The organism is Microbacterium kyungheense (assembly GCF_006783905.1).
GTDB lineage: Bacteria > Actinomycetota > Actinomycetes > Actinomycetales > Microbacteriaceae > Microbacterium > Microbacterium kyungheense.
This window is the reverse complement of sequence record NZ_VFPE01000002.1, coordinates 962,916-986,366: the sequence shown is the minus strand read 5'-3', so window position 1 is coordinate 986,366 and position 23,451 is coordinate 962,916. Positions and strand designations below refer to the sequence as shown.

General features: G+C 69.4%; 18 protein-coding genes, 2 tRNA genes and 1 other RNA gene. 11 read left to right on the top strand and 10 right to left on the bottom strand.

Features of this window, described 5'->3' with window-relative positions; genetic code table 11:
* Positions 1–9: 9 nt before the first annotated feature.
* Positions 10–1,347 carry a glutamine synthetase family protein gene (locus FB391_RS11385; RefSeq protein ID WP_141894476.1) on the bottom strand — a complete coding sequence of 446 codons (1,338 nt, stop codon included), beginning with the start codon at positions 1,345–1,347 and terminating at the stop codon, positions 10–12.
* 60 nt (positions 1,348–1,407) lie between these two features.
* The gene (locus tag FB391_RS11380; RefSeq protein ID WP_141894475.1) at positions 1,408–1,635 is read right to left on the bottom strand and encodes an SPOR domain-containing protein; all 228 of its coding nucleotides are present in this window, start codon (positions 1,633–1,635) and stop codon (positions 1,408–1,410) included.
* 89 nt (positions 1,636–1,724) lie between these two features.
* Between FB391_RS11380 and ppgK the strand changes: the two genes are divergently transcribed.
* Complete coding sequence (gene ppgK / locus FB391_RS11375; protein WP_141894474.1) at positions 1,725–2,489, top strand: polyphosphate--glucose phosphotransferase; 765 nt, start codon at positions 1,725–1,727, stop codon at positions 2,487–2,489.
* 30 nt (positions 2,490–2,519) lie between these two features.
* On the opposite strand, the gene rnpB is transcribed toward ppgK, so the two are convergent.
* Positions 2,520–2,879: RNase P RNA component class A (gene rnpB / locus FB391_RS11370), an RNA gene on the bottom strand.
* A gap of 245 nt (positions 2,880–3,124) precedes the next feature.
* On the opposite strand from rnpB, the gene FB391_RS11365 reads away from it, so the two are divergent.
* Together FB391_RS11365 and FB391_RS11360 are read left to right on the top strand one after the other, a co-directional pair.
* Entirely contained in the window at positions 3,125–3,715 is a 591-nt protein-coding gene (locus FB391_RS11365) for a cell wall protein (RefSeq protein WP_141894473.1), read from the top strand.
* A 4-nt stretch (positions 3,716–3,719) separates the two neighbouring features.
* Positions 3,720–5,504 (top strand): DUF4012 domain-containing protein, encoded by a 1,785-nt coding sequence (locus tag FB391_RS11360; protein ID WP_141894472.1) that lies wholly within the window; start codon positions 3,720–3,722, stop codon positions 5,502–5,504.
* A gap of 3 nt (positions 5,505–5,507) precedes the next feature.
* On the opposite strand, the gene FB391_RS11355 is transcribed toward FB391_RS11360, so the two are convergent.
* Positions 5,508–7,235, bottom strand: coding sequence for a bifunctional 3'-5' exonuclease/DNA polymerase (locus FB391_RS11355; RefSeq protein ID WP_141894471.1), 1,728 nt, complete (start codon positions 7,233–7,235; stop codon positions 5,508–5,510).
* 18 nt (positions 7,236–7,253) lie between these two features.
* Positions 7,254–7,985, bottom strand: coding sequence for a zinc ribbon domain-containing protein (locus FB391_RS11350; protein ID WP_141894470.1), 732 nt, complete (start codon positions 7,983–7,985; stop codon positions 7,254–7,256).
* An 89-nt stretch (positions 7,986–8,074) separates the two neighbouring features.
* Between FB391_RS11350 and FB391_RS11345 the strand changes: the two genes are divergently transcribed.
* A complete protein-coding gene (locus FB391_RS11345) occupies positions 8,075–9,592 on the top strand; it encodes an amino acid permease (RefSeq protein WP_141894469.1) in 1,518 nt (505 codons plus the stop codon).
* A 23-nt stretch (positions 9,593–9,615) separates the two neighbouring features.
* Here the strand turns inward: FB391_RS11345 and FB391_RS11340 are convergent.
* Positions 9,616–9,688, bottom strand: a tRNA-Val gene (locus tag FB391_RS11340).
* A gap of 141 nt (positions 9,689–9,829) precedes the next feature.
* Between FB391_RS11340 and aceE the strand changes: the two genes are divergently transcribed.
* The 6 genes from aceE (at position 9,830) to FB391_RS11310 (ending at position 17,442) form a co-directional block, all read left to right on the top strand.
* Positions 9,830–12,556, top strand: a complete 2,727-nt coding sequence (gene aceE / locus FB391_RS11335) for a pyruvate dehydrogenase (acetyl-transferring), homodimeric type (RefSeq protein WP_141894468.1) — start codon at positions 9,830–9,832, stop codon at positions 12,554–12,556.
* A 7-nt stretch (positions 12,557–12,563) separates the two neighbouring features.
* Complete coding sequence (locus FB391_RS11330; protein ID WP_141894467.1) at positions 12,564–13,784, top strand: PucR family transcriptional regulator; 1,221 nt, start codon at positions 12,564–12,566, stop codon at positions 13,782–13,784.
* A 92-nt stretch (positions 13,785–13,876) separates the two neighbouring features.
* Positions 13,877–14,788, top strand: a complete 912-nt coding sequence (locus FB391_RS11325) for an ACP S-malonyltransferase (protein ID WP_141894466.1) — start codon at positions 13,877–13,879, stop codon at positions 14,786–14,788.
* Between the two features lie 13 nt (positions 14,789–14,801).
* Positions 14,802–15,803, top strand: coding sequence for a beta-ketoacyl-ACP synthase III (locus FB391_RS11320; protein ID WP_141894465.1), 1,002 nt, complete (start codon positions 14,802–14,804; stop codon positions 15,801–15,803).
* Between the two features lie 91 nt (positions 15,804–15,894).
* Positions 15,895–16,143 (top strand): acyl carrier protein, encoded by a 249-nt coding sequence (locus FB391_RS11315; RefSeq protein WP_013586517.1) that lies wholly within the window; start codon positions 15,895–15,897, stop codon positions 16,141–16,143.
* 60 nt (positions 16,144–16,203) lie between these two features.
* Positions 16,204–17,442 (top strand): beta-ketoacyl-[acyl-carrier-protein] synthase family protein, encoded by a 1,239-nt coding sequence (locus FB391_RS11310; protein ID WP_141894464.1) that lies wholly within the window; start codon positions 16,204–16,206, stop codon positions 17,440–17,442.
* A gap of 164 nt (positions 17,443–17,606) precedes the next feature.
* Here the strand turns inward: FB391_RS11310 and FB391_RS11305 are convergent, their stop codons facing one another.
* Both FB391_RS11305 and FB391_RS11300 read right to left on the bottom strand, forming a co-directional pair.
* On the bottom strand, positions 17,607–18,110 hold the full coding sequence (locus tag FB391_RS11305; protein ID WP_141894463.1) for a DUF3145 domain-containing protein: 504 nt from the start codon (positions 18,108–18,110) through the stop codon (positions 17,607–17,609).
* A 147-nt stretch (positions 18,111–18,257) separates the two neighbouring features.
* Positions 18,258–19,031, bottom strand: a complete 774-nt coding sequence (locus FB391_RS11300; protein ID WP_141894462.1) for a hypothetical protein — start codon at positions 19,029–19,031, stop codon at positions 18,258–18,260.
* A 164-nt stretch (positions 19,032–19,195) separates the two neighbouring features.
* Here FB391_RS11300 and FB391_RS11295 point away from each other — a divergent pair, with 164 nt between their 5' ends.
* Positions 19,196–21,202 (top strand): DUF262 domain-containing protein, encoded by a 2,007-nt coding sequence (locus FB391_RS11295; protein ID WP_141894461.1) that lies wholly within the window; start codon positions 19,196–19,198, stop codon positions 21,200–21,202.
* Between the two features lie 54 nt (positions 21,203–21,256).
* On the opposite strand, the gene nagE is transcribed toward FB391_RS11295, so the two are convergent.
* On the bottom strand, positions 21,257–23,194 hold the full coding sequence (gene nagE / locus FB391_RS11290; protein ID WP_141894460.1) for an N-acetylglucosamine-specific PTS transporter subunit IIBC: 1,938 nt from the start codon (positions 23,192–23,194) through the stop codon (positions 21,257–21,259).
* 164 nt (positions 23,195–23,358) lie between these two features.
* Positions 23,359–23,432 (bottom strand) — tRNA-Ile (locus tag FB391_RS11285).
* Between the last annotated feature and the right edge of the window lie 19 nt (positions 23,433–23,451).

Below are 23,451 nucleotides of genomic sequence, written 5' to 3'. Positions count from 1 at the left end.
CAGACGGCCTCAGAGCAGTTCGAGGTTGCTCTTGAGCTCGAACGCGGTGACCTGAGAGCGATACTCCTGCCACTCGCGACGCTTGTTCAGCAGCACGTGGTTGAAGACCTGCTCGCCGAGCGTCTCGGCGACGAGTTCGGACTCCTCCATGAACTCGAGCGCGTGATCGAGGCTCGCCGGCAGCGGGGCGTAGCCGAGGGCCCGGCGCTCGGCGTCGGTCAGCGACCACACGTTGTCTTCGGCCTCGGCCGGAAGCTCGTACTCCTCTTCGATGCCCTTCAGACCTGCGGCGAGCATGAGGGCGTACGCGAGGTAGGGGTTGGCGGCCGAGTCCAGTGCGCGGTACTCGACACGGGAGGACTGCCCCTTGCTCGGTTTGTAGAGCGGCACGCGGACGAGCGCGGAGCGGTTGTTGTGGCCCCAGCAGATGAAGCTGGGGGCCTCGTCGCCGCCCCACAGGCGCTTGTACGAGTTGACGAACTGGTTGGTGACCGCCGAGATCTCATTGGCGTGGCGGAGCAGACCGGCGATGAAATGCCGGCCCACCTTCGACAGCTGGTACTGCGCGCCCTCTTCGTAGAACGCGTTCATGTCGCCCTCGAACAGGGACATGTGCGTGTGCATGCCGCTGCCCGGCTTGCCGGTCATGGGCTTCGGCATGAACGTGGCGTAGACGCCCTGCTCGATGGCGACCTCTTTGATCACCGTGCGGAACGTCATGATGTTGTCGGCGGTCGTCAGCGCGTCCGCGTAGCGCAGGTCGATCTCGTTCTGTCCGGGGCCGCCCTCATGGTGGCTGTACTCCACCGAGATGCCGAGGTCTTCGAGCATGCGGACCGAGCGACGGCGGAAGTCGTGCGCCGTGCCGCCGGGCACGTTGTCGAAGTAGCCGGCGGAGTCGACGGGCTCGGGGCCGTCGGTGCCGTAGGACGACGACTTGAGCAGGTAGAACTCGATCTCGGGGTGCGTGTAGAACGTGAAGCCGGCATCCGCGGCCTTCGCGAGCGTGCGCTTGAGCACGTGGCGGGGATCGGCGACCGCCGGCTGCCCGTCCGGGGTCGTGATGTCGCAGAACATGCGCGCGGTCGGGTCGATCTCGCCGCGCCACGGAAGGATCTGGAACGTCGTGGGATCGGGGTGCGCGAGCAGGTCGGACTCGTACGACCGCGTGAGGCCCTCGATGGCGGACCCGTCGAAGCCCAGTCCCTCGGCGAACGCGCCCTCGACCTCGGCCGGCGCGATCGCCACCGACTTCAGCGTGCCGATCACGTCCGTGAACCACAGGCGGACGAACTTGACCCCTCGTTCTTCGATGGTCCTCAGAACGAAGTCACGCTGCTTGTCCATCGCGTCCTCTCCGGTGCCCGATCCGGCCCGCTCGCCCTGATGAGCGGGGTCGAAGCCAGACTACTGGTCGGCGTCGGACTCGTCGGACACGGGGCCGCTCCCCCACGAGTCCTCGCGGGCCTCCTCGTCGGCCCACGCCCGCGAGCGCTCGCGGATGACGTCGGGCGCCTTGGCGGCCTCCTCAGGCGTGTCGAACGGACCTGCACGGTCGGGCGCGGGCGATTCGAAGCCCTTCTCGACCTCGCCGGTCTTGAGGTTGTACCAGTACTTCTCGCTGCCGTCCGTCATCGTGCGCTCCTCGATCGGTGGCTGGTCGTCAGCACGATCCTACTGACGGCGGCTCGGGTTCGGCGGCGCGTCGTGGATAGGCTGAGGGCATGGCATCTGACGCGGCACGCGCCGTCGGCGTGGACATCGGCGGGACCGGCATCAAAGCGGGCATCGTGGACCTCGAGCGTGGCGAGCTCGTGAGCGACCGGGTCAAGGTCGCGACGCCTCCGGGAGCGCACCCGCCGGACGTGCTCGCCGCCGTGACCCAGGTGCTCTCGACGCTGGGCGTCGCGGACGACACCTCCGTCCCGCTCGGCGTCGCCTTCCCCGCCATCGTCAAGAACGGGCGCACCCTGTCGGCGGCGAACGTCTCGGACCAGTGGATCGACTTCGAGGCGGAGAAGTTCTTCGAAGACGGTCTCGGCCGCGACATCCACTTCGCGAACGACGCCGACGTGGCCGGCGTCGCCGAGGTCCGCTACGGCGCGGCGAAGGACCAGCCCGGCCTCACGATCCTCACGACGCTCGGCACCGGCATCGGCTCGGCACTGCTCTACGACGGCGTGCTCGTGCCCAACTCCGAGCTCGGCCACGTGCAGCGCGCCAAGCACGGCGGCGACGCCGAGTCCTACGCCGCATACTCCGCGATGGAGCGGCACAGCCTCTCGTGGGAGAAGTGGGCGAAGCGGCTGCAGTGGTACTACAGCCACATCGAGTTCCTGTTCAGCCCCGACCTGTTCGTGGTCGGCGGCGGCGTGTCCAAGCACGCAGATCAGTTCCTGCACCTGCTCGACCTGAAAACGCCGATCGTCCCGGCCGTGCACCGCAACAACGCGGGGATCATCGGCGCTGCGGCGCTCGCCCGCGGCTGAGCCGCGGTCGAAGGCGGCCGGCCCGAGAGGCGAATGGGCCGGCCTGTACGCCGGGTTCTGTCCGGGGGCGTGAGCCCCGTGGACGGTCATCTCTCTCGGCGACACGTTGCCGTGCCGCTCCAGCGGCCTACCCGGGGACTCGGCGGGCCGCGTCATCATCCCCTGTCTGGCCTTGCTCCGGGCGAGGTTTGCCGTGCGGGTCGTGTCACCACGACCCCGGTGGTCTCTTACACCGCCCTTTCACCCTTACCCGGCCGAAGCTGGGCGGTCTGCTCTCTGTGGCACTGTCTCGCGGATCGCTCCGGGTGGGTGTTACCCACCGCCCTGCCCTGTGGAGCCCGGACGTTCCTCGGCGCGGGAGTCCCGCGACGCGACCGTCCAGCCGACCCATTCGCTCAGCCATTCTACGGGTCTTCCGGGAGACCGGTCGGCGTGGATCGTTCCCGCGGAGGAACTGCGTGCGGTACCATGACGATGACTGGATCCGCCATGGGAGGTCGGCATCCGGTTCAAGCCACCTGGGGAGGCTGATTACTGTGCGCAAGATCGTTGTGTCCGCGTGTGTCATCGCGGCAATGCTGTGTGCTCTTCCGACTGCCGCGTCTGCTGCTGTCGGCAGTGCCGTTCCCGCATACGTGCAGACGGAGGGCGACGACGGTTACACGCCAAATCAGCACCAGGCGCCCACGCTCGCCGGGTCGACCGCTGTCGGCGAGTGCGACGGAGACGTGCCGTGGATCAGCTATTCGGTGGAACTGACGGATCCCGACAACCAGTCCACGGGGCACACCGCTCGACTGGTGATCACCAACGGCACCGAGTCGGAGACGATCGTGCTCGGCGAGCTCGTGAACGGGACGCTCTCGGGGCGGGTGCTCTGGCCCGGAGCCTCGGTCGATGAGAACGGCAACCCCACCGGGTGGCCCGGCTGGGCGTTCGTGAACGGCGAGTGGGTCGAGACCGACGGCAACTTCCGGTGGACGCGAGGTGACATCTCGGCCACGATCGAAGTGAACCCCGAGGTGGCAGTGCCCCTGTCGTATCCGCCGTCGACGCCGCAGTGTGCCACCAACCCGCACAACCCGGGCGAACCCGCGACCGCTGGCCTCCCGGCGACGGGTCTGAGCGCGTCAACACTGCCGATCGCCGTCACGGGTGGAGCGCTGGCCGTCCTCGGCGTCGTGCTCCTGTTCGTCATGCGTCGTCGCGGTCGCGCGCTACGATGACGCGGTGACGCCTCCCGACAGCCCGACGTCTGGCGACATCGGGCGCAAACGGAAGACTCGTCGGAACATCCTGCTCGTTCTCACGGGTGCGCTGGTGGCGCTCGTCGGGGCGACCGCCTGGGTTGGCATCCGCGCGGTGCTGCTGAAGAGCGAGCTGGAGGCGATGCTTCCGGTAGCTTCCCGAATCGAGGAGGCCGTCGGAACCCGTGATCTGAGTGGGCTCGGCGATCTGGTCGGGAACCTTCGAGGCCACGCGGCACAGGCGGAGGCTTTGAGCGGAGATCCGATCTGGCGCATCGCCGAGCTCATCCCCGGATTGGGTGCCGACCTGACGGCCGCGCGTGTGGTGTCGTCGAGCCTTCACGACATCGCGACCGCGGCCGGGCCGCTTGTCGATGTCCTCGCGACGGCGAACACTGCGGGAGCCTCAGGGTTGGATCTCGAATTGCTCGCGCGGCTCGGCGGCCCGCTTCAGCAGACATCGACGGCGTTCTCTGCGGCTGAGACCGACCTCGCCCGGCTGGATACCAGCGTCCTCGTCCCGCAGCTCGCGTCAGGAGTGGAGCGACTCAGTGCGACAGTATCGGCTGCGGCGCAGCCGATTGCCACGATCACCCCCGCCGTCCGAGCGCTGCCCTCGATGCTCGGGGCAGACGGTCCCAGCAATCTGCTGGTGATGCTGCAGAACAACGCCGAACTGCGAACGGGAGGAGGGATCACCGGCGCATTCGCGATGCTCCGCTCGGACCACGGCACGGTGACGCTCGTCGATCAGACGGACCCGGGTGAGTTCCCCGGATTGCCACAACCGATCGCTGCCGTGCCGGAATCGACGACGGAGCTGTTCGGAGACCAATTCGCACGGTTCGTCCAGAACACGTCGATGACACCTGACTTCGCACTCACAGCCGACTTGGTGTCGGCGTGGTGGAAGACTCGCTCCGACCAGGCGCCGGACGCGATCGTCTCCCTCGACATGCCCGCCGTCGCCGCCCTGCTCAAGGCCACGGGACCGGTACAGCTCCCCGCCGGTGAGCTGACAGCGGACAACTTCCTGCAGGTGATGCTTCAGGACGTCTACACCGCTCTCGATCGTGACGAGCAGACAGCGTTCCAGCAGCAGGTCACCGCGGCGGTGTTCGCTTCGGCGCTCTCCGGTGACGTCGACGCGCTCGGTCTTATGGAGGCCCTCGCGGACCCGGTCGACGACGGGCGGGTGTCCCTGTGGAGTGCGGATCCCGACATCGAGGAGCTCCTTCGAGAAAGCGCTTACGGCGGTCCGAGCGCCCGACAGGCCGACGCCGAACCGGGAGCCTTCGCCGTTTACTTCAACGATGCGACGACCGGCAAAATGGGGCCTTTCCTTGACGTGGCACTGGGTATCGGGCGCGCGGAGTGCCGATCCGACGGCCTGACGGATGCCGTCGTCACCGTGACCCTCACGAACACCGCGGCAGCTGACGCGGGCACCACGCTCCCGTGGTGGGTATCCGGCGGCGGGATCGAAGGCGTGCCGCCCGGCGACATCGCCACCAGCGTCAGCGTCGCTGCTCCGACGGACTCGTTCTTCGCCGGCGTCAGCATCGACGGCGAGCAGCTGCCGTCGACGGATGTCAAAGACGCGGGGTATCCCACCAGCGCAGTGACTGTCACGGTGCACCCCGGTGAGACGAAGACGATCGAGTACCGCTTCACGCTCGAACTCGACCAAGGCCTGGTTCCCTCGCTCCTTCACACCCCGTTGATCACCGATCCCGAGATCGTTGTCACGAACCCGAGCTGCGGCTGACCGTCAGTCCTTGAGCGCGGTCTCGGCGATGCGCACATCGAGCCGGAAATCGAGCGGGAACCCGCCGAACAGCAGGCGCCCCGCTGACGCTGCGGCCTCGCTCACGGCCTCAGCGGCGGCCTCCGCGTGCTCCTGCGGCGCATGGACGATCACCTCGTCGTGGAGGAAGAACGCCAGGTGCGGCTGACGCGCGAACACCGGACCTGATCGCACCGCGGCGTTCTGGGCGGCTACAGGCGGCATCGCGGCCAGACGCGTGCGCAGATCCGCGAGCCAGGCGAGCGCCCACTCGGCGGCCGTGCCCTGCACCACGAAGTTGCGGGTGAACCGCCCCCGATCGCGTGCCCACCTCTTGGCGCGCGTCTCGTCGGATCGGGATGCCTCCGCCTCGGTCGCCAGCGACTGCAGGGCCGACCAGTCCGATGAGGGCGGCGGTGAGCTCCGGCCGAGCCACGTCGACACGATGCCGCCGTCCTCGCCGGTGCGAGCGGCCTCATCGACCAGGCCCATGGCACGCGGATACGCGCGGCGCAGCCGCGGCACGAGGCGACCGGACTCCCCCGTCGTCGCGCCGTACATCGCCCCCAGGAGGGCGATCTTCGCCTCCTGGCGCGTGGCCACGGCGCCGCTGTCGACGATGCCCGCATACAGGTCACGGCCGCGCGCGGCCTCGGCGAGTGAGGTGTCGCCCGACATCGCCGCCAGCACGCGCGGTTCGAGCTGGGCGACATCGGCGACGACGAGCCGCCAGCCGGGATCGGCGCGCACGGCCTCGCGCAGCTGGCGGGGCAGTTGGAGCGCGCCGCCGCCCGACGACGCCCACCGCCCGGTCACCACGCCTCCGGGGATGTACACGGGCCGGAATCGGCCGTCGGCGACCCACTCCGCGAGCCACGACCACCCGTTGGCCGAGAGCAGCCGCGAGAGCTTCTTGTACTCCAGCAGCGGTTCGATGACGGGATGCCGCTGCTCGGCGAGCTCCCAGCGGCTCGTCGACTCGACGAGCACGCCGACGCGATGCAGCGATCGCAGCAGCTTGGGCTGCGAGTCGAGGCTGGCGGTCGGGTCGCCGAGCGCCTCGCGCACGCGGGCGGCGGCGCCGGCGAGAAGGGCGGGCTGACCACCGCCCGGGGGCCGTTCCCCGAGCGTCTCGACGAGGATGCGGTCGTGCTCGGCCGCATCCCATGGCAGCCCGGCCGCGCGCATCTCGGCGGCCACCAGCGCGCCCGCCGATTCCGCCGCGGTCAGCAGGCGCAGGCGGCCGGGGTCGCGTGCGCCGGCGACGGCGGCGCGCTGGCGGACGAACTCGTCCCGCGCGTCGTCGGCGCCGTCGGGCAGGCCGGTGCGCGCCGCGGCCCCGTCGAGCTCGAACAGGGTCGGCGCGGCGTCTTCGGGCACGTGCGGTGCGGCATCCCACCCGCTCGGACGGCGGACCGGGGCGTCGGGATCGACGAGCGCCGAGTCGCGGAGCATCGCGTGGCACAGCCGCAGATCGTGGCAGCGCGCGACGCGCACCCCGGCGGCGAGGAGCGGCGCGTACCACCGTGCGGTGTCGTTCCAGACCCACCGCGGGGCGTGCGCCGCCTCCACATCGGTGATCCACGACGCGAGTTCGCCGTCGTCCAGCTCGACGCGAGCGGACTGCGCCGCATCGGCGTCGAGCAGCAGTGCCGTCGCCCCGTGCGGGGAACGCCCCAGGACGACCCAGGCGGCCGGCTCAGCGGCGTCCACGGCGGCGCAGGGAGCGGCTCACAGGCCGGACTCCCCGTCGCGGACGAGGATGCAGCCGCATTCGGGGCAGTACACGACGGCGTCCTCTGCGGCCTGGCGCAGCACCTGCAGGTCGGTGCCCGCGAGGACCATGTGACAGCCTTCGCACGTGCGAGCTCGCAGGAACGCGGCGCCCGCACTGCGGGCGGCGAGGCGATCGTACGCGGCCAGGAGGTCGGCGGGCACCGTGCCCGCGATCGCGGCGCGGTCCCGTTCGGCGGCGTCGAAGGCGGCGGTGGCCTCGGCCACCGCGCGCTTGCCGTCGGCGCTGAGCTCGGCTCCCTCGGCATTGGTCGTCGCGATCAGCGCCTCCTGCTCGGCGACCGCCGCATCGGCGGCCTCGAGCTGCTCCATCACGGCGAGTTCGGCGTCTTCGAGGTCGTCCTTGCGGCGCGCCAGCGAGGCGAGCTCGCTCTCGAGGCTCTGCGCCTCCTTGGGGTTGCTGGAGGCTGCCAGGCGCTCGCTGTCGCGCGCGGCACGGGCGTCGACGACCGCCACATCCGACTCGATGCGCGAAAGCTCCGTGCGAAGGTCGTCGCGCACCCCGAGGCGCACCGACAGCTCCCGCGAGAGCTCTTGGCGCCGGCCGAGCAGCTCCTGCACCCGCGCGGCCTGCGGCGGGTTCCGCCGCGCGTGGTCGGCCTGTCGGATGCGGGCGTCGAGCTGGGCGACCTCGACGAGGCGGCGCTGATCTGCGGGGCTGGCGTTCACGGAACAAACCTATCGCGGGGCGTCGACGCCGCGAGCGGCGAGGACTAGCATTCGACGACCGGCCCTTCCGATGACGAAAGGCGCGAACGATGGGTGTTCTCCGTACCAAGTCCGTCGAGCAGTCGATCGCGGACACCGACGAGCCGGAGTTCCGGCTCAAGAAGTCTCTGACCGCGCTCGATCTGACGGTGTTCGGCATCGGCGTGGTGATCGGCGCCGGAATCTTCACGCTGACCGGACGCGCCGCGCATGAGGTCGCAGGTCCCGCGATCGTCATCAGCTTCGTGGTCGCCGCCATCGCGTGCACGCTGGCGGCTCTCTGCTACGCCGAGTTCGCCTCCACCGTCCCGGTGTCGGGCTCCGCCTACACGTTCTCGTACTCCTCGCTGGGCGAGCTGTTCGCGTGGATCATCGGCTGGGACCTGATCCTGGAGATGTTCCTCGGCGCGAGCGTGGTCGCACAGGGGTGGAGCGCGTACCTCGGCACGCTGCTCGCGCAGCTCGGCATCCCGATCCCCGCCGAGATCGGTTACGGCGGCACGGTCGACCTCATGGCCATCCTGCTGGTCCTCGTGCTGGGCGGGCTCATGACGTTCGGGATCAAGGAGTCGCTGCGGGTGAACCTGGTCCTGGTCGCGGTGAAGATCTTCATCGTGCTCTTCGTGATCGTCGCCGGGCTGCTCTTCGTGAATCCGGCGAACTGGTCGCCCTTCGTCCCCGACCCCGCGCCGCGTGAGGCGGCGACCGGACTCAGCCAGCCGCTGCTGCAGTTCTTCTCGGGCATCGAGCCGACCGCGTTCGGGGTCGGCGGCATCTTCGCCGGCGCCGCCCTGGTGTTCTTCGCCTACATCGGGTTCGACGTCGTCGCCACGACCGCGGAAGAGACGCGCAATCCGCAGCGCGACATGCCGATCGGAATCATCGCCTCACTCCTCATCTGCACGCTGCTGTACTGCGCCGTCGCACTCGTGGTCACCGGAATGGTGCCCTATCAGGACCTCGATCCTGCGGCGGCACTGGCGAACGCGTTCGCGTTCCACGGGGCGACGTGGATGGCGACGCTCATCTCGGCGGGCGCCGTCGCCGGCCTCACCACCGTCGTGCTGACGCTCCTCATCGGAGCCACGCGCATCATCTTCGCGATGTCGCGCGACGCCCTGCTGCCGATGGGGCTCGCGAAGGTGCACCCGCGGTTCCGCACGCCGTGGGTCATCTCGATCGTCGTCACCGTGATCGTCGCGGTCGTCGCCGGATTCACGCCGGTCGGGCTCCTGGAAGAGATGGTCAACATCGGCACGCTGTCGGCCTTCGTGCTGGTCTCGGTGGGCGTCATCGTGCTGCGCCGCAAGCGCCCCGACCTGCATCGCAGCTTCCGCGTCCCCCTCAACCCCTGGCTGCCCGGCCTCTCCGCGGCGATCTGCGTCTACCTGATGCTGAATCTCACCGTCGAGACGTGGCTCCGGTTCCTGGTGTGGCTGGTCGTCGGGTTCGTCATCTACTTCGCCTATTCGCACCGGCACTCGCGCGTCGGACAGCCCGGTTACGAGGACTTCGCGCTCCCCCATGTCGTGTCCCACGAGCGGGAGGGGGACGCGGAACGCGGGTGAGCGGCATCCACGGGATCCGAAGGTGGGCCCTGCCGGGATCGAACCGACGACATCCACGGTGTAAACGTGGCGCTCTACCAGCTGAGCTAAAGGCCCTCGCGGTCAGTCTACGAGGTGCGTCCGCAAGCTCTCGAACTCGGTAGGCTGGCAGATGGTGCGTTGTGGCGGGCAGACAAAGCCCGCCCCGCTCCGGTAGCGATTCCCTGGCACGATCTGCCAGACGACGAAAGGTCTTCTGTGACTGTCAACGATCAGGATCCGTACTCGCAGGACTCCCTCGACAGCGATCCCGACGAGACCTCCGAGTGGCAGGAATCCCTGCAGCAGCTCGTGCAGGCCAAGGGCCACGGTCGTGGCCGCGAGATCATGCTGAGCCTGCTGCAGACCTCGCATGAGCTTCAGCTGAACGTGCCGCAGGTTCCCACCACGGACTACATCAACACCATCGCCCCCGAGAACGAGCCCGAGTTCCCCGGCGACGAGGAGCTGGAGCGCCGGTACCGCCGCTGGATCCGCTGGAACGCCGCCATCACGGTGCACCGCGCGCAGCGCCCCGGCATCGGCGTGGGCGGTCACATCTCGACGTACGCCTCGTCGGCGGCGCTGTACGAGGTGGGCTTCAACCACTTCTTCCGGGGCCTCGACCACCCGTCCGGCGGCGACCAGGTCTTCTTCCAGGGCCACGCCTCCCCCGGCATGTACGCCCGCTCCTTCCTCGAAGGACGCCTGGGCGAGGACGACCTCGACGGGTTCCGCCAGGAGAAGTCGCACGCGCCGCACGCGCTGCCGTCGTACCCGCACCCGCGCCTGATGCCCGACTACTGGCAGTTCCCGACCGTGTCGATGGGTCTCGGCCCGATCAACGCGATCTACCAGGCACAGGCCAACAAGTACCTCACCAACCGCGGCATCAAGGACCTGTCCGACTCGCACGTGTGGGCGTTCCTCGGCGACGGCGAGATGGACGAGGTCGAGAGCCGCGGTCAGCTGCAGGTCGCCGCGAACGAGGGGCTCGACAACCTCACGTTCGTCGTCAACTGCAACCTGCAGCGCCTGGACGGCCCCGTCCGCGGCAACGGCAAGATCATCCAGGAGCTCGAGGCGTTCTTCCGCGGCGCGGGCTGGAACGTCATCAAGGTCGTGTGGGGCCGCGAGTGGGACGACCTGCTCGCGCGCGACGACGCCGGTGCGCTCCTCAACCTCATGAACGTCACCCCCGACGGCGACTACCAGACCTACAAGGCCGAGAGCGGCGCGTACGTCCGCGAGCACTTCTTCGGCCGTGACGAGCGAGCCGCCGCCCTGGTCAAGGACTACACCGACGAGCAGATCTGGAACCTCAAGCGCGGCGGCCACGACTACCGCAAGGTGTACGCGGCATTCAAGGCCGCGGTCGAGCACAAGGGCCAGCCGACGGTCATCCTCGCCAAGACCATCAAGGGCTACGGCCTGGGTCCGCACTTCGAGGGCCGCAACGCTACCCACCAGATGAAGAAGATGACGCTCGAGGACCTCAAGCACTTCCGCGACGGGATGCAGATCCCGATCTCGGACGCGCAGCTCGAGTCGAACCCCTACCAGCCTCCGTACTTCCACCCGGGCGAGCAGGACGAGACGGTGCAGTACATGCTCGACCGTCGCCGCAGCCTGGGCGGTTACCTGCCGGAGCGCCGCAGCCACCACGTGCCGATCACGCTCCCGGGCGACGAGGCGTACGCGCTGCCGAAGAAGGGCTCGGGCAACCAGGAGATCGCCACCACGATGGCGTTCGTCCGTCTGCTCAAGGACCTGCTCCGCTCGAAGGACTTCGGCAACCGCATCGTGCCGATCATCCCCGACGAGGCCCGCACGTTCGGTATGGACGCCTACTTCCCGACGGCGAAGATCTACAACCCGAACGGGCAGCACTACACCTCGGTCGACCGCGAGCTCCTGCTGGCGTACAAAGAGAGCCCGCAGGGCCAGATCGTGCACGTCGGCATCAACGAGGCGGGCGCCATGGCCGCCTTCACCGCCGCCGGCACGTCGTACGCGACGCACGGTGAGCCGCTGATCCCGGTCTACATCTTCTACTCGATGTTCGGTTTCCAGCGCACCGGCGACGCCAACTGGGCTGCCGGCGACCAGATGGCGCGCGGCTTCGTGGTCGGCGCGACCGCAGGCCGCACGACGCTGACCGGCGAGGGACTGCAGCACGCGGACGGGCACTCGCCCCTGCTCGCCTCGACGAACCCGGCGACGGTCGCGTACGACCCCGCCTATGGCTACGAGATCGCGCACATCGTCCGCGCGGGCCTGGACCGCATGTACGGCGGCAACCACCCCGACCCCAACGTCATGTACTACCTCACGGTGTACAACGAGCCTCTCGTGCAGCCGGCCGAGCCGGCAGACGTGGACGTCGACGGCATCGTGCGCGGCATCCACCGCATCTCGGTCGCCGAGGGCGAAGGGCCGCGCGCGCAGATCTTCGCGTCGGGCGTCGGCGTGCCGTGGGCGCTCGAGGCGCAGCAGCTGCTGCGTGAGGACTGGGGCGTTCAGGCTGACGTGTGGTCCGTCACGTCGTGGTCGGAGCTGCGCCGCGACGGCCTCGCCGCCGACGAGCACAACTTCCTCTTCCCCGGCGAGGAGCCGCGCACCGCGTACCTCACCGAGAAGCTGAAGGACGTCCAGGGCCCCGTGGTCGCCGTGAGCGACTTCATGCACGCGGTCCAGGACCAGATCCGTCCGTGGGTGCCGAACCGCTTCGCGACGCTCGGGGCCGACGGCTTCGGCTTCTCGGACACGCGCGCGGCCGCCCGCCGGTTCTTCAAGATCGACGGCCCGTCCGTCGTGGTCCGCACCCTCCAGGCGCTGGCCGAAGAGGGCGCGGTCGACCGCGGCCTCGCTGCGCAGGCGATCGAGAAGTATCGCCTCCACGACGTGACCGCCGGTACGAGCGGGAACGCGGGCGGCGAGAGCTGATCCGCGAATGGGCAAGCCTGTCGAGGTGATGGAGAAGACCGAGACGCTGGCGTGGCTGCGCCGCATCTCGGGCGATATCGCGACCGTCACCATCAAGCGCCTCGAAGACACGCTGCCCTGGTACGCCGAGATGCCACCGGCCCGACGGTCCGCCGTCGGGCTGGTGGCCCAGGCCGGCATCACCTCGTTCATCCAGTGGTACGACGACCCCGGGTCGACGCCGTGGATCGCCTCCGACATCTTCGCCGCGGCTCCGCGCGAGCTGCTGCGCAGCGTCAGCCTGCAGCAGACGCTCCAGCTCATCCGCGTGACGGTCGAGGTGACCGAGGAACGCGTCGCCGGCAGGGGCGACGACCTCCGCGAGGCGATCCTGCTCTATTCGCGCGAGGTGGCGTTCGCCGCGGCGGACGTGTACGCGAGGGCCGCCGAGGCGCGCGGGCTCTGGGATGCGCGTCTGGAGGCGCTCGTCGTCGACTCGATCCTCACGGGCGAGGCCGACGAAGAGCTCCCGAGCCGCATCGCGGCACTGGGCTGGCACGGCCACGGCGAAGTGGCGGTGCTCGTGGGCACCACCCCCGCGCAGTTCGACGTGGACCAGCTGCGTCGCACCGCCCGCAAGCTGGGCGTCGACGTGCTGATCGGCGTGCAGGGATCGCGGCTCGTGCTCGTCGTCGGGCGCTCCGAGACGTCGGCGGGCACGGACGAGACCGTCGTGGAGCTGCCGTTCGGCGACATCGCCAAGCGGCTCGAGCCGGGCTTCGGTTCCGGATATCTCGTGCTGGGGCCCACGGTGCCCGCACTGGTCGACGCGAGCCAGAGCGCGCGCGCCGCCCTCGCCGGCTTCGCCGTCGCACGGGCCTGGCGGCACGCGCCGCGGCCGGTCGAGGCGGATGACCTCCTTCCCGAACGCGCCCTCGCGGGCGACCCGCTCGCCAAGCTCACGCTCGTCGAGCGCATCTACCGCCCACTGCAGTCGCACAGCGCCGACCTCGTCTCCACCCTGTGGGCGTACCTCGACAACGGACGCTCGCTCGAGGCGACCGCGCGCGAGCTGTTCGTCCACCCCAACACGGTGCGGTACCGCCTGAAGCGCGTGTCCGAGGTGATCGGGTGGGATGCGACGGGCCCGCGTGAGGCGCTCATCCTGCAGACGGCGCTGATCCTCGGATCCATCGGCACGGATGCCACCCGCCGGCGTCCGACCGCGGCCCGGCGCGGTCCACTCTGACAGCAGTCCGTGTGGGACGCGCACAAAGGTCCGCGGAATTCTTGTGACGGTGTCGCCAGAACGCGCGTGCTGATCCTTGGCAGGATGGAACGGTGCGTATCGCTGTCTTCCCGGGGCAGGGCTCCCAGTCCCCCGGCTTCCTGACCCCCTGGCTCCAGCTCGACGGCACCGCCGAGCGGCTGGCCCAGTATTCCGAGTGGTCGGGCGTCGACCTCGTCGCCGCCGGCACCGAATGGGACGCCGACCGCATCCGCGACACCCAGGTGGCGCAGCCGCTCATCGTGGCGGCGAGCCTCCTGTCGTGGAACGCCCTCCCCGACCGCGCAGGCATCGCGGGCGTCGCCGGCCACTCGGTCGGAGAATTCGCGGCGGCAGCGGCCGCCGGCATCCTCAGCGAGCAGGCCGCGCTGGCCCTCGTGGGCATCCGCGGGCGCGCGATGGCGGAGGCGGCAGCGGCCGCCGAGACCGGCATGAGCGCCGTCATCGGAGGCGATGAGGCGGCCGTCCTGGCGCGGCTCGCCGAGCTCGGTCTGTCGCCGGCCAACTACAACGGCGGCGGACAGCTCGTCGTCGCCGGCGCCGTCGAGGCGCTGCAGGCGCTCGCGGCCGAGCCGGTGGCGGGCACGCGGGTCATTCCGCTGCAGGTCGCGGGCGCCTTCCACACCGAGTACATGGCGCCGGCCGTGCAGGCGCTGCGCGTCGCGGCCGCCGAGGTGGCGGCATCCGACCCGTCCCTGACCATCTGGACCAACCGCGACGGCTCGGCCGTCGCGTCCGGGTCCGCGTTCGTGGATCTGCTCGTCGACCAGGTCGCCTCCCCTGTGCGCTGGGACCTGTGCATGGCGTCTTTCGCGGACGCCGGTGTGTCGGGCATCGTGGAGCTGTCACCGGCGGGGACGCTGGTCGGGCTCGCGAAGCGCGCGCTGCGCGGCACGCCCGCCGTCGCCGTCAAGACACCCGACGACCTGGAGGCCGCCGCCGCGCTGGTGGCCGTCGACGCCTGACCCGGAGAGAAGCATGACCCGCACCCTCGTCCAGCCCACCGGGCCCGCTCACACGCGCATCTACGCCTACGGCGCCGCGCGCGGTGAGATCGCGGTCCCCAACGAGGACCTCATCGGCCCGATCGACTCCAGTGACGAGTGGATCCGGCAGCGCACCGGGATCGTGACGCGCATGCGCGCGGTGCCCGAGACGGACGCGATCGATCTCGCGACGGATGCCGCACGCGAGGCCATCGAGCGCTCCGGCGTCGACCCCAGCCAGGTCGACGCGGTGATCGTCGCCACCATCAGCAACCCGAAGCAGACGCCGTCGGTGTCGGCGATCGTCGCCGACCGCGTCGGTGCCAACCCCGCCGCGGCGTACGACGTCAACGCCGCGTGCGCGGGATTCGCCTACGGCATCGCGCAGGCCGACGCGCTGATCCGCGCCGGCGCCGCGCACTACGCCGTCGTGATCGGCACCGAGAAGCTCAGCGACATCGTCGACCCGACCGACCGGAGCATCTCGTTCCTCCTCGGCGACGGTGCGGGCGCCGCCGTCGTCGGTCCGAGCGACACCCCGGGCATCGGCCCGACGGTGTGGGGCTCCGACGGCTCCAAGGCCGACGCTGTCGGCATGAACCACACCCTCAACGAGTTCCGCGACGGCGCCGCGCCGTGGCCGACGCTGCGCCAGGAAGGCCCGACGGTGTTCCGGTGGGCCGTGTGGGAGATGGTGAAGGTCGCGCGCCAGGCGCTCGAGGAGGCCGGGGTCGAGGCATCCGACCTCGCCGCCTTCGTCCCCCACCAGGCCAACATGCGCATCGTCGACGAGTTCGCCAAGCAGCTGAAGCTGCCCGAGAGCGTCGTCATCGCCCGCGACATCGAGACCACCGGCAACACGTCGGCGGCGTCGATCCCGCTGGCCACGCATCGCCTGCTCGAGGAGCACCCCGAGCTCAGCGGTGGCCTGGCGCTGCAGATCGGCTTCGGCGCAGGACTGGTGTTCGGCGCCCAGGTCGTCGTCCTCCCCTGACGCGGCGAACCGCGACTCTAGACTGATTCCCGGCCCGTCCGGGCACCGCAATCCCTGACACACAGGCCCCAACCCAAAACAGGAGAATCCCATGGCATTCACCAACGACGAGGTCCTCGCCGGACTCGCCGAGCTCATCACCGACGAGACGGGCATCTCGGCCGACGAGGTCGCGCTCGAGAAGTCGTTCACGGACGACCTCGACATCGACTCGATCTCGATGATGACGATCGTCGTCAACGCCGAGGAGAAGTTCGGTGTGACGATCCCCGATGACGAGGTCAAGAACCTCAAGACCGTCGGCGACGCCGTCACCTTCATCACGTCGAACCAGGCGTAATCGTCACCGGCGGGGGCGCAGAGCCCCCGCCGGTAGAAACCCACGAGGATCTAGAACGACATGAGCAACTCCCGCATCGTCGTGACCGGCATCGGCGCCTCGTCGCCGCTGGGCGGCACGGCACCCGAGAGCTGGTCCGCGCTCCTGGACGGCGTCTCCGGCACCCGCACCCTCGAACACGACTGGGTCGAGCAGTACCAGCTGCCCGTCACGTTCGCGGCCGAGGCCAAGGTGCGCCCCGACACCGTGCTCGAGCGTCCCATCGCCAAGCGCCTGGACCCGTCCTCCCAGTTCGCGCTGGTCGCGGCCATGGAGGCGTGGGCGGATGCCGGCAGCCCCGAGGTCGAGCCTGAGCGTCTGGGCGTCGACTTCGCGACCGGCATCGGCGGCGTGTGGACCCTCCTGGACGCGTGGGACACGCTGCGCGAGAAGGGCCCGCGTCGCGTCCTGCCGATGACGGTCCCGATGCTCATGCCCAACGCTGCGGCGGGCAACCTGTCGCTGCACTTCGGCGCGCGCGCCTACGCGCGCACCGTCGCCAGCGCCTGCGCGTCGAGCACCGAGTCGATCGTGAACGCCGTCGAGCACATCCGCGCCGGCTACGCCGACGTCGTGATCGCCGGTGGCACCGAGTCGGCGATCCACCCGATCACGATCGCCTCGTTCGCGTCGATGCAGGCGCTCTCCAAGCGGAACGACGACCCGGCGACCGCGTCGCGGCCGACGAGCATCGACCGTGACGGCTTCGTCATGGGCGAGGGCGCCGGTGCGCTCGTGCTCGAGACCGAGGAGCACGCCCGCGCCCGCGGCGCCAAGATCTACGCGGCCGTCGTGGGCGGCGGCGTCACGGCCGACTCGTACCACATCACCGCCAACGACCCCGAGGGCCTCGGCGCCGCACGCGCCGTCGAGCTCGCGCTGAAGATGGCGGATGCCGCACCCGGCGATGTCACCCACATCAACGCCCATGCCACGTCGACACCCGTCGGCGACCCGAACGAGTACAAGGCCCTCAAGGCCGTGTTCGGCGATCGCATCGACGACATCATCGTGTCGGCCACCAAGGCGTCGACCGGACACCTGCTCGGCGGCACCGGTGCGCTCGAGGCGATCTTCACGGTGCTCGCGCTGCGCGACCGCGTCGCTCCCCCGACCATCAATCTGACGACGCAGGACCCCGAGGTGCCCTTCCGCATCTCGGGCACCCCGACGCCGCTCGGCGACGGGCAGCAGCTCGCGATCAGCAACTCGTTCGGGTTCGGCGGGCACAACGCCGTCGTCGCGTTCGCGTCCGTCTGACGCATCACAGACGAAGACGCCCCCCGGGAAGCCTCCGGGGGGCGTCTGTCGTGTCAGGCGGTGGTTCGCGGTCCCGCGACCCGGGATTCATGGCCTCCGAGCCTCGGTAGTGGCGCCTCGCACCGCCTGCGCCTGTGTCACCCCACGTTCACGTCGCCGCTGCCTCAGCCGACCTTGTGCAGCCAGACGACGGGGGCGTCGTCGCTGGCGTGACGGAACGGCTCGAGCTCGTCATCCCAGGCGGAGCCGAGCGCGACCTGGAGCTCGCGGTTGAGTTCGAGCGGGTCGCTCCCCGCGATCTCGAGGGCGTAGCGGATGCGGTCCTCGCCGATGACGACGTTGCCCGCGGTGTCCGTCTGGGCGTAGTGGATGCCGAGACCTGGCGTGTGCAGCCAGCGACCGCCGTCGCTGCGCGGTGTGGGGTCTTCGGTGACCTCGAAGCGCAGGTGCTCCCAGCCGCGGATCGCGGTCGCGAGGGCGGCGCCGGTGCCCGCCGAGCCCTCCCAGTAGAACTCCGCACGACGGCTGCCGGCGAGGACCGGCTGGTCTGCCCAGTCGAAGCTCACCGCACGACCGAGAGCACGGCCGACCGCCCATTCCAGGTGGGGGCACAACGCGCGTGGCGCGGAGTGGATGAAGATCACCCCACGCGCCTGTGTTGTCGCCATGATGTCTCCGTTTCTTCAGGTGCGTCTTCCCCTACGACCTGAAACGGGTTCATGGCTGCTGTTCGGTTGTGCTGCGGCCCATTATGGCCGAGAGGGCGTGGGAATCACAAGACTGTGATTCCCACGCCCTCTCGCACGGCTGGTGGCTCAGGCCTCGCTCATCGCCTGGACCTCGGCCTTGCCCTTCGCGGCGTAGTAGGCGGCACGGGCGGCGTCGCGGCGCGCCTGCTCGGCCTGGCCGGCGTCGAGGACGTCCTGTGCGACCTCGAACTGCGGCGCGGTCGGCACGGCGTGGTACTTCTCCATGTAGGCGTCGAGCTCGGGGCCGGACTCCCACGACGTGATGAGGCAGTAGCGCGGCTCGGTGCCGTCGTGGTGCACCGCGTGCCACAGGCGCTGCGTGTCGACGATCAGCTGCGCGCCGGCGGGCAGCGCCACACGGTACTCGATGCTCGGGTCCGTGCGGTTCTCGCGCAGCACGAAGTAGCTGTTCTTGTCGTCGGTGAGGTTGAAGAACCCGCGCACGACCCAGCCGGTGCCGTCCGGATTGAGGCGGTTGTTGTCGTCCTGGTGCAGGTTGTACAGCGCGTCCGCGTACGAGTTCGGCTGCAGTTCGATGATGCGGCAGCGGCCGACGTTGGCGCCCGGCTCCTGCGCGCGACGCGTCAGCGTCGGGGCCTTCTCGGTCTGCTCGGGGATCCAGACGCCGTCCTTGTCGGTGCGCGGCGGCGTGTGGTTCCAGAAGCCGTTGCACTCGATCTCGCCCTTGGCCGAGGCCAGCGGAGCGAAGCGGGTGTCACCCGACGACTTCCAGTCGACGTACTCGATGCTGAGCCATTCCTTCGGGTCGACCTCTTCCCCGTAGGAGTCGAGGACCACGAAGCCGGTCTCATCGAGAGCGGCGGACTTGATGTAACCCATGACGAATCATGCCTTTCGGTCAGTGAGCCAGCACGTTTTAACAGGCTCAACTTAGGCAAGCCTACCTCGGGGCCCCGGAGGGGCCCGGTGGCCCGGCCGTGAATAACCGGAGGCCGCCCGTCGCCCGGCTCGGCGCCGCACCGCCCTCCTAGACTGGAACGGCTATGGTCACTGCCACGAACGTCGACGCAACTGCTGTCAACACGGTCGGGTGGCTGTCAGCCGCGGACTGGACGATCGTCGTCCCGGTCTACCAGCGGCAGTACCGGTGGGACATCGGCGGGTGCGAGCAGCTCCTGGCCGACATCCGCGCGGTGGCAGACCTCGACGACCGCCACATGCACTTCATCGGATCCATCCTCTCGTCCGCCAGCGGTGAGGGGCCGGAGGCCGAGCTCGTGCTGATCGACGGCCAGCAGCGCACGACGACGCTCATGCTCCTGGTGGCGGCGCTGCACCACACCGTGCGCGAGTCCGACCCCGCCCTGGCCGACGAGCTCCAGCGTGTGCTCGTGCACTCGCACGACCAGACGCGCACGAAGCTGCGCCCTCATCGCGCGTGGGCGTCCGTGTTCGAAAGGGTCGTGCTCGACCTTCCGCTCCCGCCCGGCGAGCAGCGCGATTCGCGGTTCGACGACAACTATGCCTTCTTCCGCAGCCAGATCAGCCTCGACGAGGCCGCGCACATCTGGCGCGGCCTGCAGAAGCTCGAGCACGTGGCGATCACGCTCGGCGCGGGGGCGAACGCCCAGCAGATCTTCGAGAGCCTCAACTCGACGGGCGAGCCGCTGCGTGATCACGAGCTCATCCACAACTACGTGCTGATGGGGCTCACCCACGCCGAGCAGCGTGAGGTCGAGTCGGACTACTGGCAGCCGATCGAGCAGAACACCGGAGAGGCGATCGCCGAGTTCTGGCGCCAGTACCTCGTCATGCGGACCGGCCGCGAGGTGACGGTGGTGGGCGGACGCGGTGTGTACGACGCGTTCCGCGCCGAGTTCCCGCGCCTGGAGTTCGCCGACCTCGTCACCCACGCCGAGGAATGGCGTGCGTTCTCGCGCGTGTACCGCGTGCTGCTGCATCCGGAGGAGGCGACGGATGCCGTCGTCGCGCGCCAGCTCGGCTACCTGAGCACGTTCGGCTCGGGGATGTACCCGCTCGTGATGCGCGCCTACCGCGATCACGAGCTGGGCGCGATCGGGCGGGACGAGCTGATCGAGACGCTGGAGATGGTGCAGTCCCTGCTCGCCCGTCGCTCCGTGGTCGGGACCGGGACGGACCGGCTCGTCGCGCGCCTCTGCCGTGCGCGCGAGGAAGGGCCCGAAGCGCTCGTGTCGGCGATCTCGCGCATCACGCCTTCAGACGAGCGCATCGCGGTGGCGCTCAAGTACTCCGAGCTCCCCCACGCCGCCTACATCCTGGGCAGGATCGCGGGTGTCGACGGCGCCACCGGGCTGGACCTCGAGCACATCTTCCCGCTCGCGCCCGGCGACGGCTGGTCGGGCGACGGCGTGCGCGAATGGTCGTCGTACAGCGACGACGAGCAGAACAGCCATCGCGCCCTCGCGAAGACGATCGGCAATCTGACCGTCCTCGAAGAGGATCTGGCCGTCCGTGCCTTCGATCGCTCCTTCCCCGACAAACGCGCGCTCTACGCGCGCAGCGCGGTGTCGACGACGGCCGAGCTCGCCGGGCTGCCCGCCTGGGGCACCGCCGCCATCGCGGAGCGGTCGGCGCGGCTCACCGACCGTTTCGTCGAGGTGTGGCGGCGTCCTGGCGGCCCCGCCATCGATGACGATGGGCTCACGCCGATCCTCGATGCCGTCCGCCGCCGCGGCTGGCCCGCCGGGTGGCATCGCGAGTGGTCGTACGTGGAGTACTGCGGCGAGCACTGGGAGGTGCCCGACGTGAAGTACCTCTTCAACCGCGTCTTCAAACGCCTGTGGGCCGATGCGCGCGACGCGGTCGTGTCGTACAGCGCGCGACGCGGCGGTCCCGTGTACACGGCTCAGTCCTGGAACGGCCAGTGGGACCGGCTGGACGACGAGCACTCGCTCTACATGGGCTGGGACTCCAGCTACATGCTGGCCGCCGTCCAGGGCGTCCTCGAAGAGGCCGGGCTCGCGCCCGAGGTCTTCGTCAAGTACTCGTACATCGGCGCCGCGATGTGAGAGAGGGAGTGGATGCCGCGAGCCGCGGCATCCACTCCCCCTCTGTCGTACGCGTTACTCGAACGCGACCGTCGCGTCCTCGTTGTTGAGCACGATCACCGGCGTGATCGCCGGGTGACCGGCCGCCTGGATCTTCGCGAGGTCGAAGCGCAGGAGCGGCGTGCCGGCCGTGACCTTCTGACCCTTCTCGACCAGCGTCTGGAAGCCGTCGCCCTTCATGCCCACCGTGTCGATCCCGACGTGGATGAGCAGCTCGGTGCCGTCTTCCAGCACGAGGGCCACGGCGTGGCTCGTGTCGAAGGTGGCGCCGATCGTGCCGTCGGCGGGAGCCACGACCGTGTCGCCGGTCGGCTGGATCGCGAGACCCGGGCCCATGATCCCCTGTGCGAACGTGGGGTCGGGCACCTCCGAGAGCGGAACGACGCGGCCCTCCAGCGGCTGGCGCAGCGTCACGGTCGCCTTGGCGGTGTCGGTCAGGACCGCGGTGCTGCCGGCGGCCGCTTCGACGGCCGGCTCGGGCGTGGCACCGACGGGTGCCTCGGCCTGGCCGTTCATGATCGCCTCCATGGCGTCCTTCACGAACTGCACGTTGGTCCCGTAGACGACCTGGACGGACTTGCCACCCGGCTTCATCGTGCCGGCGGCGCCGGCGCGCTTGAGGGCGGCGTCGTCGACCTTGCTGACGTCGCCGACCTCCAGTCGAAGGCGGGTCGCGCAGTTCTCCAGGTCGGTGATGTTCTCCTTGCCGCCCAGAGCGGTGAGGAAGCGACCGGCCGTCACGAGGTACTTGTCGTCGGTCGACGATGTGTCGTACTCGGTGCCCTGCGACAGGGTGTCGTCGTCCTCGCGGCCCGGCGTCTTCAGGTTGAACCGCTTGATCAGGAAGTAGAACACCCCGAAGTAGACGAAGAACCAGAACACGCCCATCACCGGGATGAGCCACGGGTTCTGCGCCATGGGGTTCATCCAGCCGAGCACGAGGTCGATGAAGCCGCCCGAGAATCCGAAGCCCATGCGCACCGGAAGGATCTGGCTGATCGCCATCGAGATGCCGGTGAACACCGCATGGACCACGTACAGCAGCGGGGCGACGAACATGAACGCGAACTCGAGCGGCTCAGTCACGCCGACGAAGAACGACGAGATCGCGCCGCCGAGCAGGATGCCGTAGGCGATCTTCTTCTTGGTGGTCTTGGCCGTCAGGTACATCGCCAGCGCCGCGCCCGGCAGACCGAACATCATGACCGGGAAGAAGCCCGTCATGTACTGACCGGTCACCCCGTACGTGCCCTCGCCCGCGAGGAAGTTGTTCAGGTCGTTGATGCCTGCCACATCGAACCAGAACACCGAGTTCAGCGCGTGATGCAGGCCGACCGGGATCAGCAGGCGGTTGAGGAAGCCGTAGATGCCGGTGCCGAACGGGCCGAGCGTCACGATCCACTCGCCGAACGTGACCAGGCCCGTGTAGACGAACGGCCACACGAAGAAGAGCACGATGGCGACCACGAGCGAGAAGCCCGCGGTGACGATGGCGACCGAGCGCTTGCCCGAGAAGAACGACAGGGCGTCGGGGAGCCTCGTGTCCTTGAACTTGTTGTAGCAGTATGCGCCGATCAGACCGCAGATGATGCCGACGAAGACGTTCTGCACCTTCAGGAACGCCGGGTCGACCTGGTTCACGTCGTCGACGCCCGTGAACAGCATCACGGTCTCGGGCTTGAGCAGCGTGGTGACCGTCAGCCACGACACGAGACCGGCCAGGGCCGAGGTGCCGTCGGACTTGTTGGCCATGCCGATCGAGATGCCGACCGCGAACAGCAGCGCCATGTTGTCGAGCAGCGCACCACCGGCGGCGCCCAGGAACGCCGAGAAGATGTTCGCGCCGCCCGTGGCGCTGCTGATCCAGTAGCTGATGCCGGACAGGATCGCAGCGACCGGCAGCACAGCCACCGGGAGCATGATCGATCTGCCGAGCCTCTGCAGGAACTTCATTGTTGCCTCCGTCAGGAGTCAGGGACAGGTTGCTGTCGATGACGCTACAGCCAACGCGCCCGCAAAGTCAGTAGCAGTCCCCCCGAAAGTTAGGGCACTGTACGAAATAGTCCCGACAAAGACCGCGGACGCCGCAGCCCGGTGAGCTGCGGCGTCCGTGTGAGTAGGGCGGGCGGGACTTGAACCCGCGATCGTCGGGTTATGAGCCCGCTGCCTTGACCAGCTTGGCCACCGCCCCGCACGCGTGTGCGCGCACA

Bases quoted from the DNA above. Each gene is read 5' to 3' on its own strand.
- FB391_RS11385 (WP_141894476.1), bottom strand. From the start codon at position 1,347: ATGGACAAGCAGCGTGACTTCGTTCTGAGGACCATCGAAGAACGAGGG.
- FB391_RS11380 (WP_141894475.1), bottom strand. From the start codon at position 1,635: ATGACGGACGGCAGCGAGAAGTACTGGTACAACCTCAAGACCGGCGAG.
- ppgK (WP_141894474.1), top strand. From the start codon at position 1,725: ATGGCATCTGACGCGGCACGCGCCGTCGGCGTGGACATCGGCGGGACC.
- FB391_RS11345 (WP_141894469.1), top strand. From the start codon at position 8,075: ATGGGTGTTCTCCGTACCAAGTCCGTCGAGCAGTCGATCGCGGACACC.
- FB391_RS11330 (WP_141894467.1), top strand. From the start codon at position 12,564: ATGGGCAAGCCTGTCGAGGTGATGGAGAAGACCGAGACGCTGGCGTGG.
- FB391_RS11320 (WP_141894465.1), top strand. From the start codon at position 14,802: ATGACCCGCACCCTCGTCCAGCCCACCGGGCCCGCTCACACGCGCATC.
- FB391_RS11315 (WP_013586517.1), top strand. From the start codon at position 15,895: ATGGCATTCACCAACGACGAGGTCCTCGCCGGACTCGCCGAGCTCATC.
- FB391_RS11310 (WP_141894464.1), top strand. From the start codon at position 16,204: ATGAGCAACTCCCGCATCGTCGTGACCGGCATCGGCGCCTCGTCGCCG.
- FB391_RS11305 (WP_141894463.1), bottom strand. From the start codon at position 18,110: ATGGCGACAACACAGGCGCGTGGGGTGATCTTCATCCACTCCGCGCCA.
- FB391_RS11300 (WP_141894462.1), bottom strand. From the start codon at position 19,031: ATGGGTTACATCAAGTCCGCCGCTCTCGATGAGACCGGCTTCGTGGTC.
- FB391_RS11295 (WP_141894461.1), top strand. From the start codon at position 19,196: ATGGTCACTGCCACGAACGTCGACGCAACTGCTGTCAACACGGTCGGG.
- nagE (WP_141894460.1), bottom strand. From the start codon at position 23,194: ATGAAGTTCCTGCAGAGGCTCGGCAGATCGATCATGCTCCCGGTGGCT.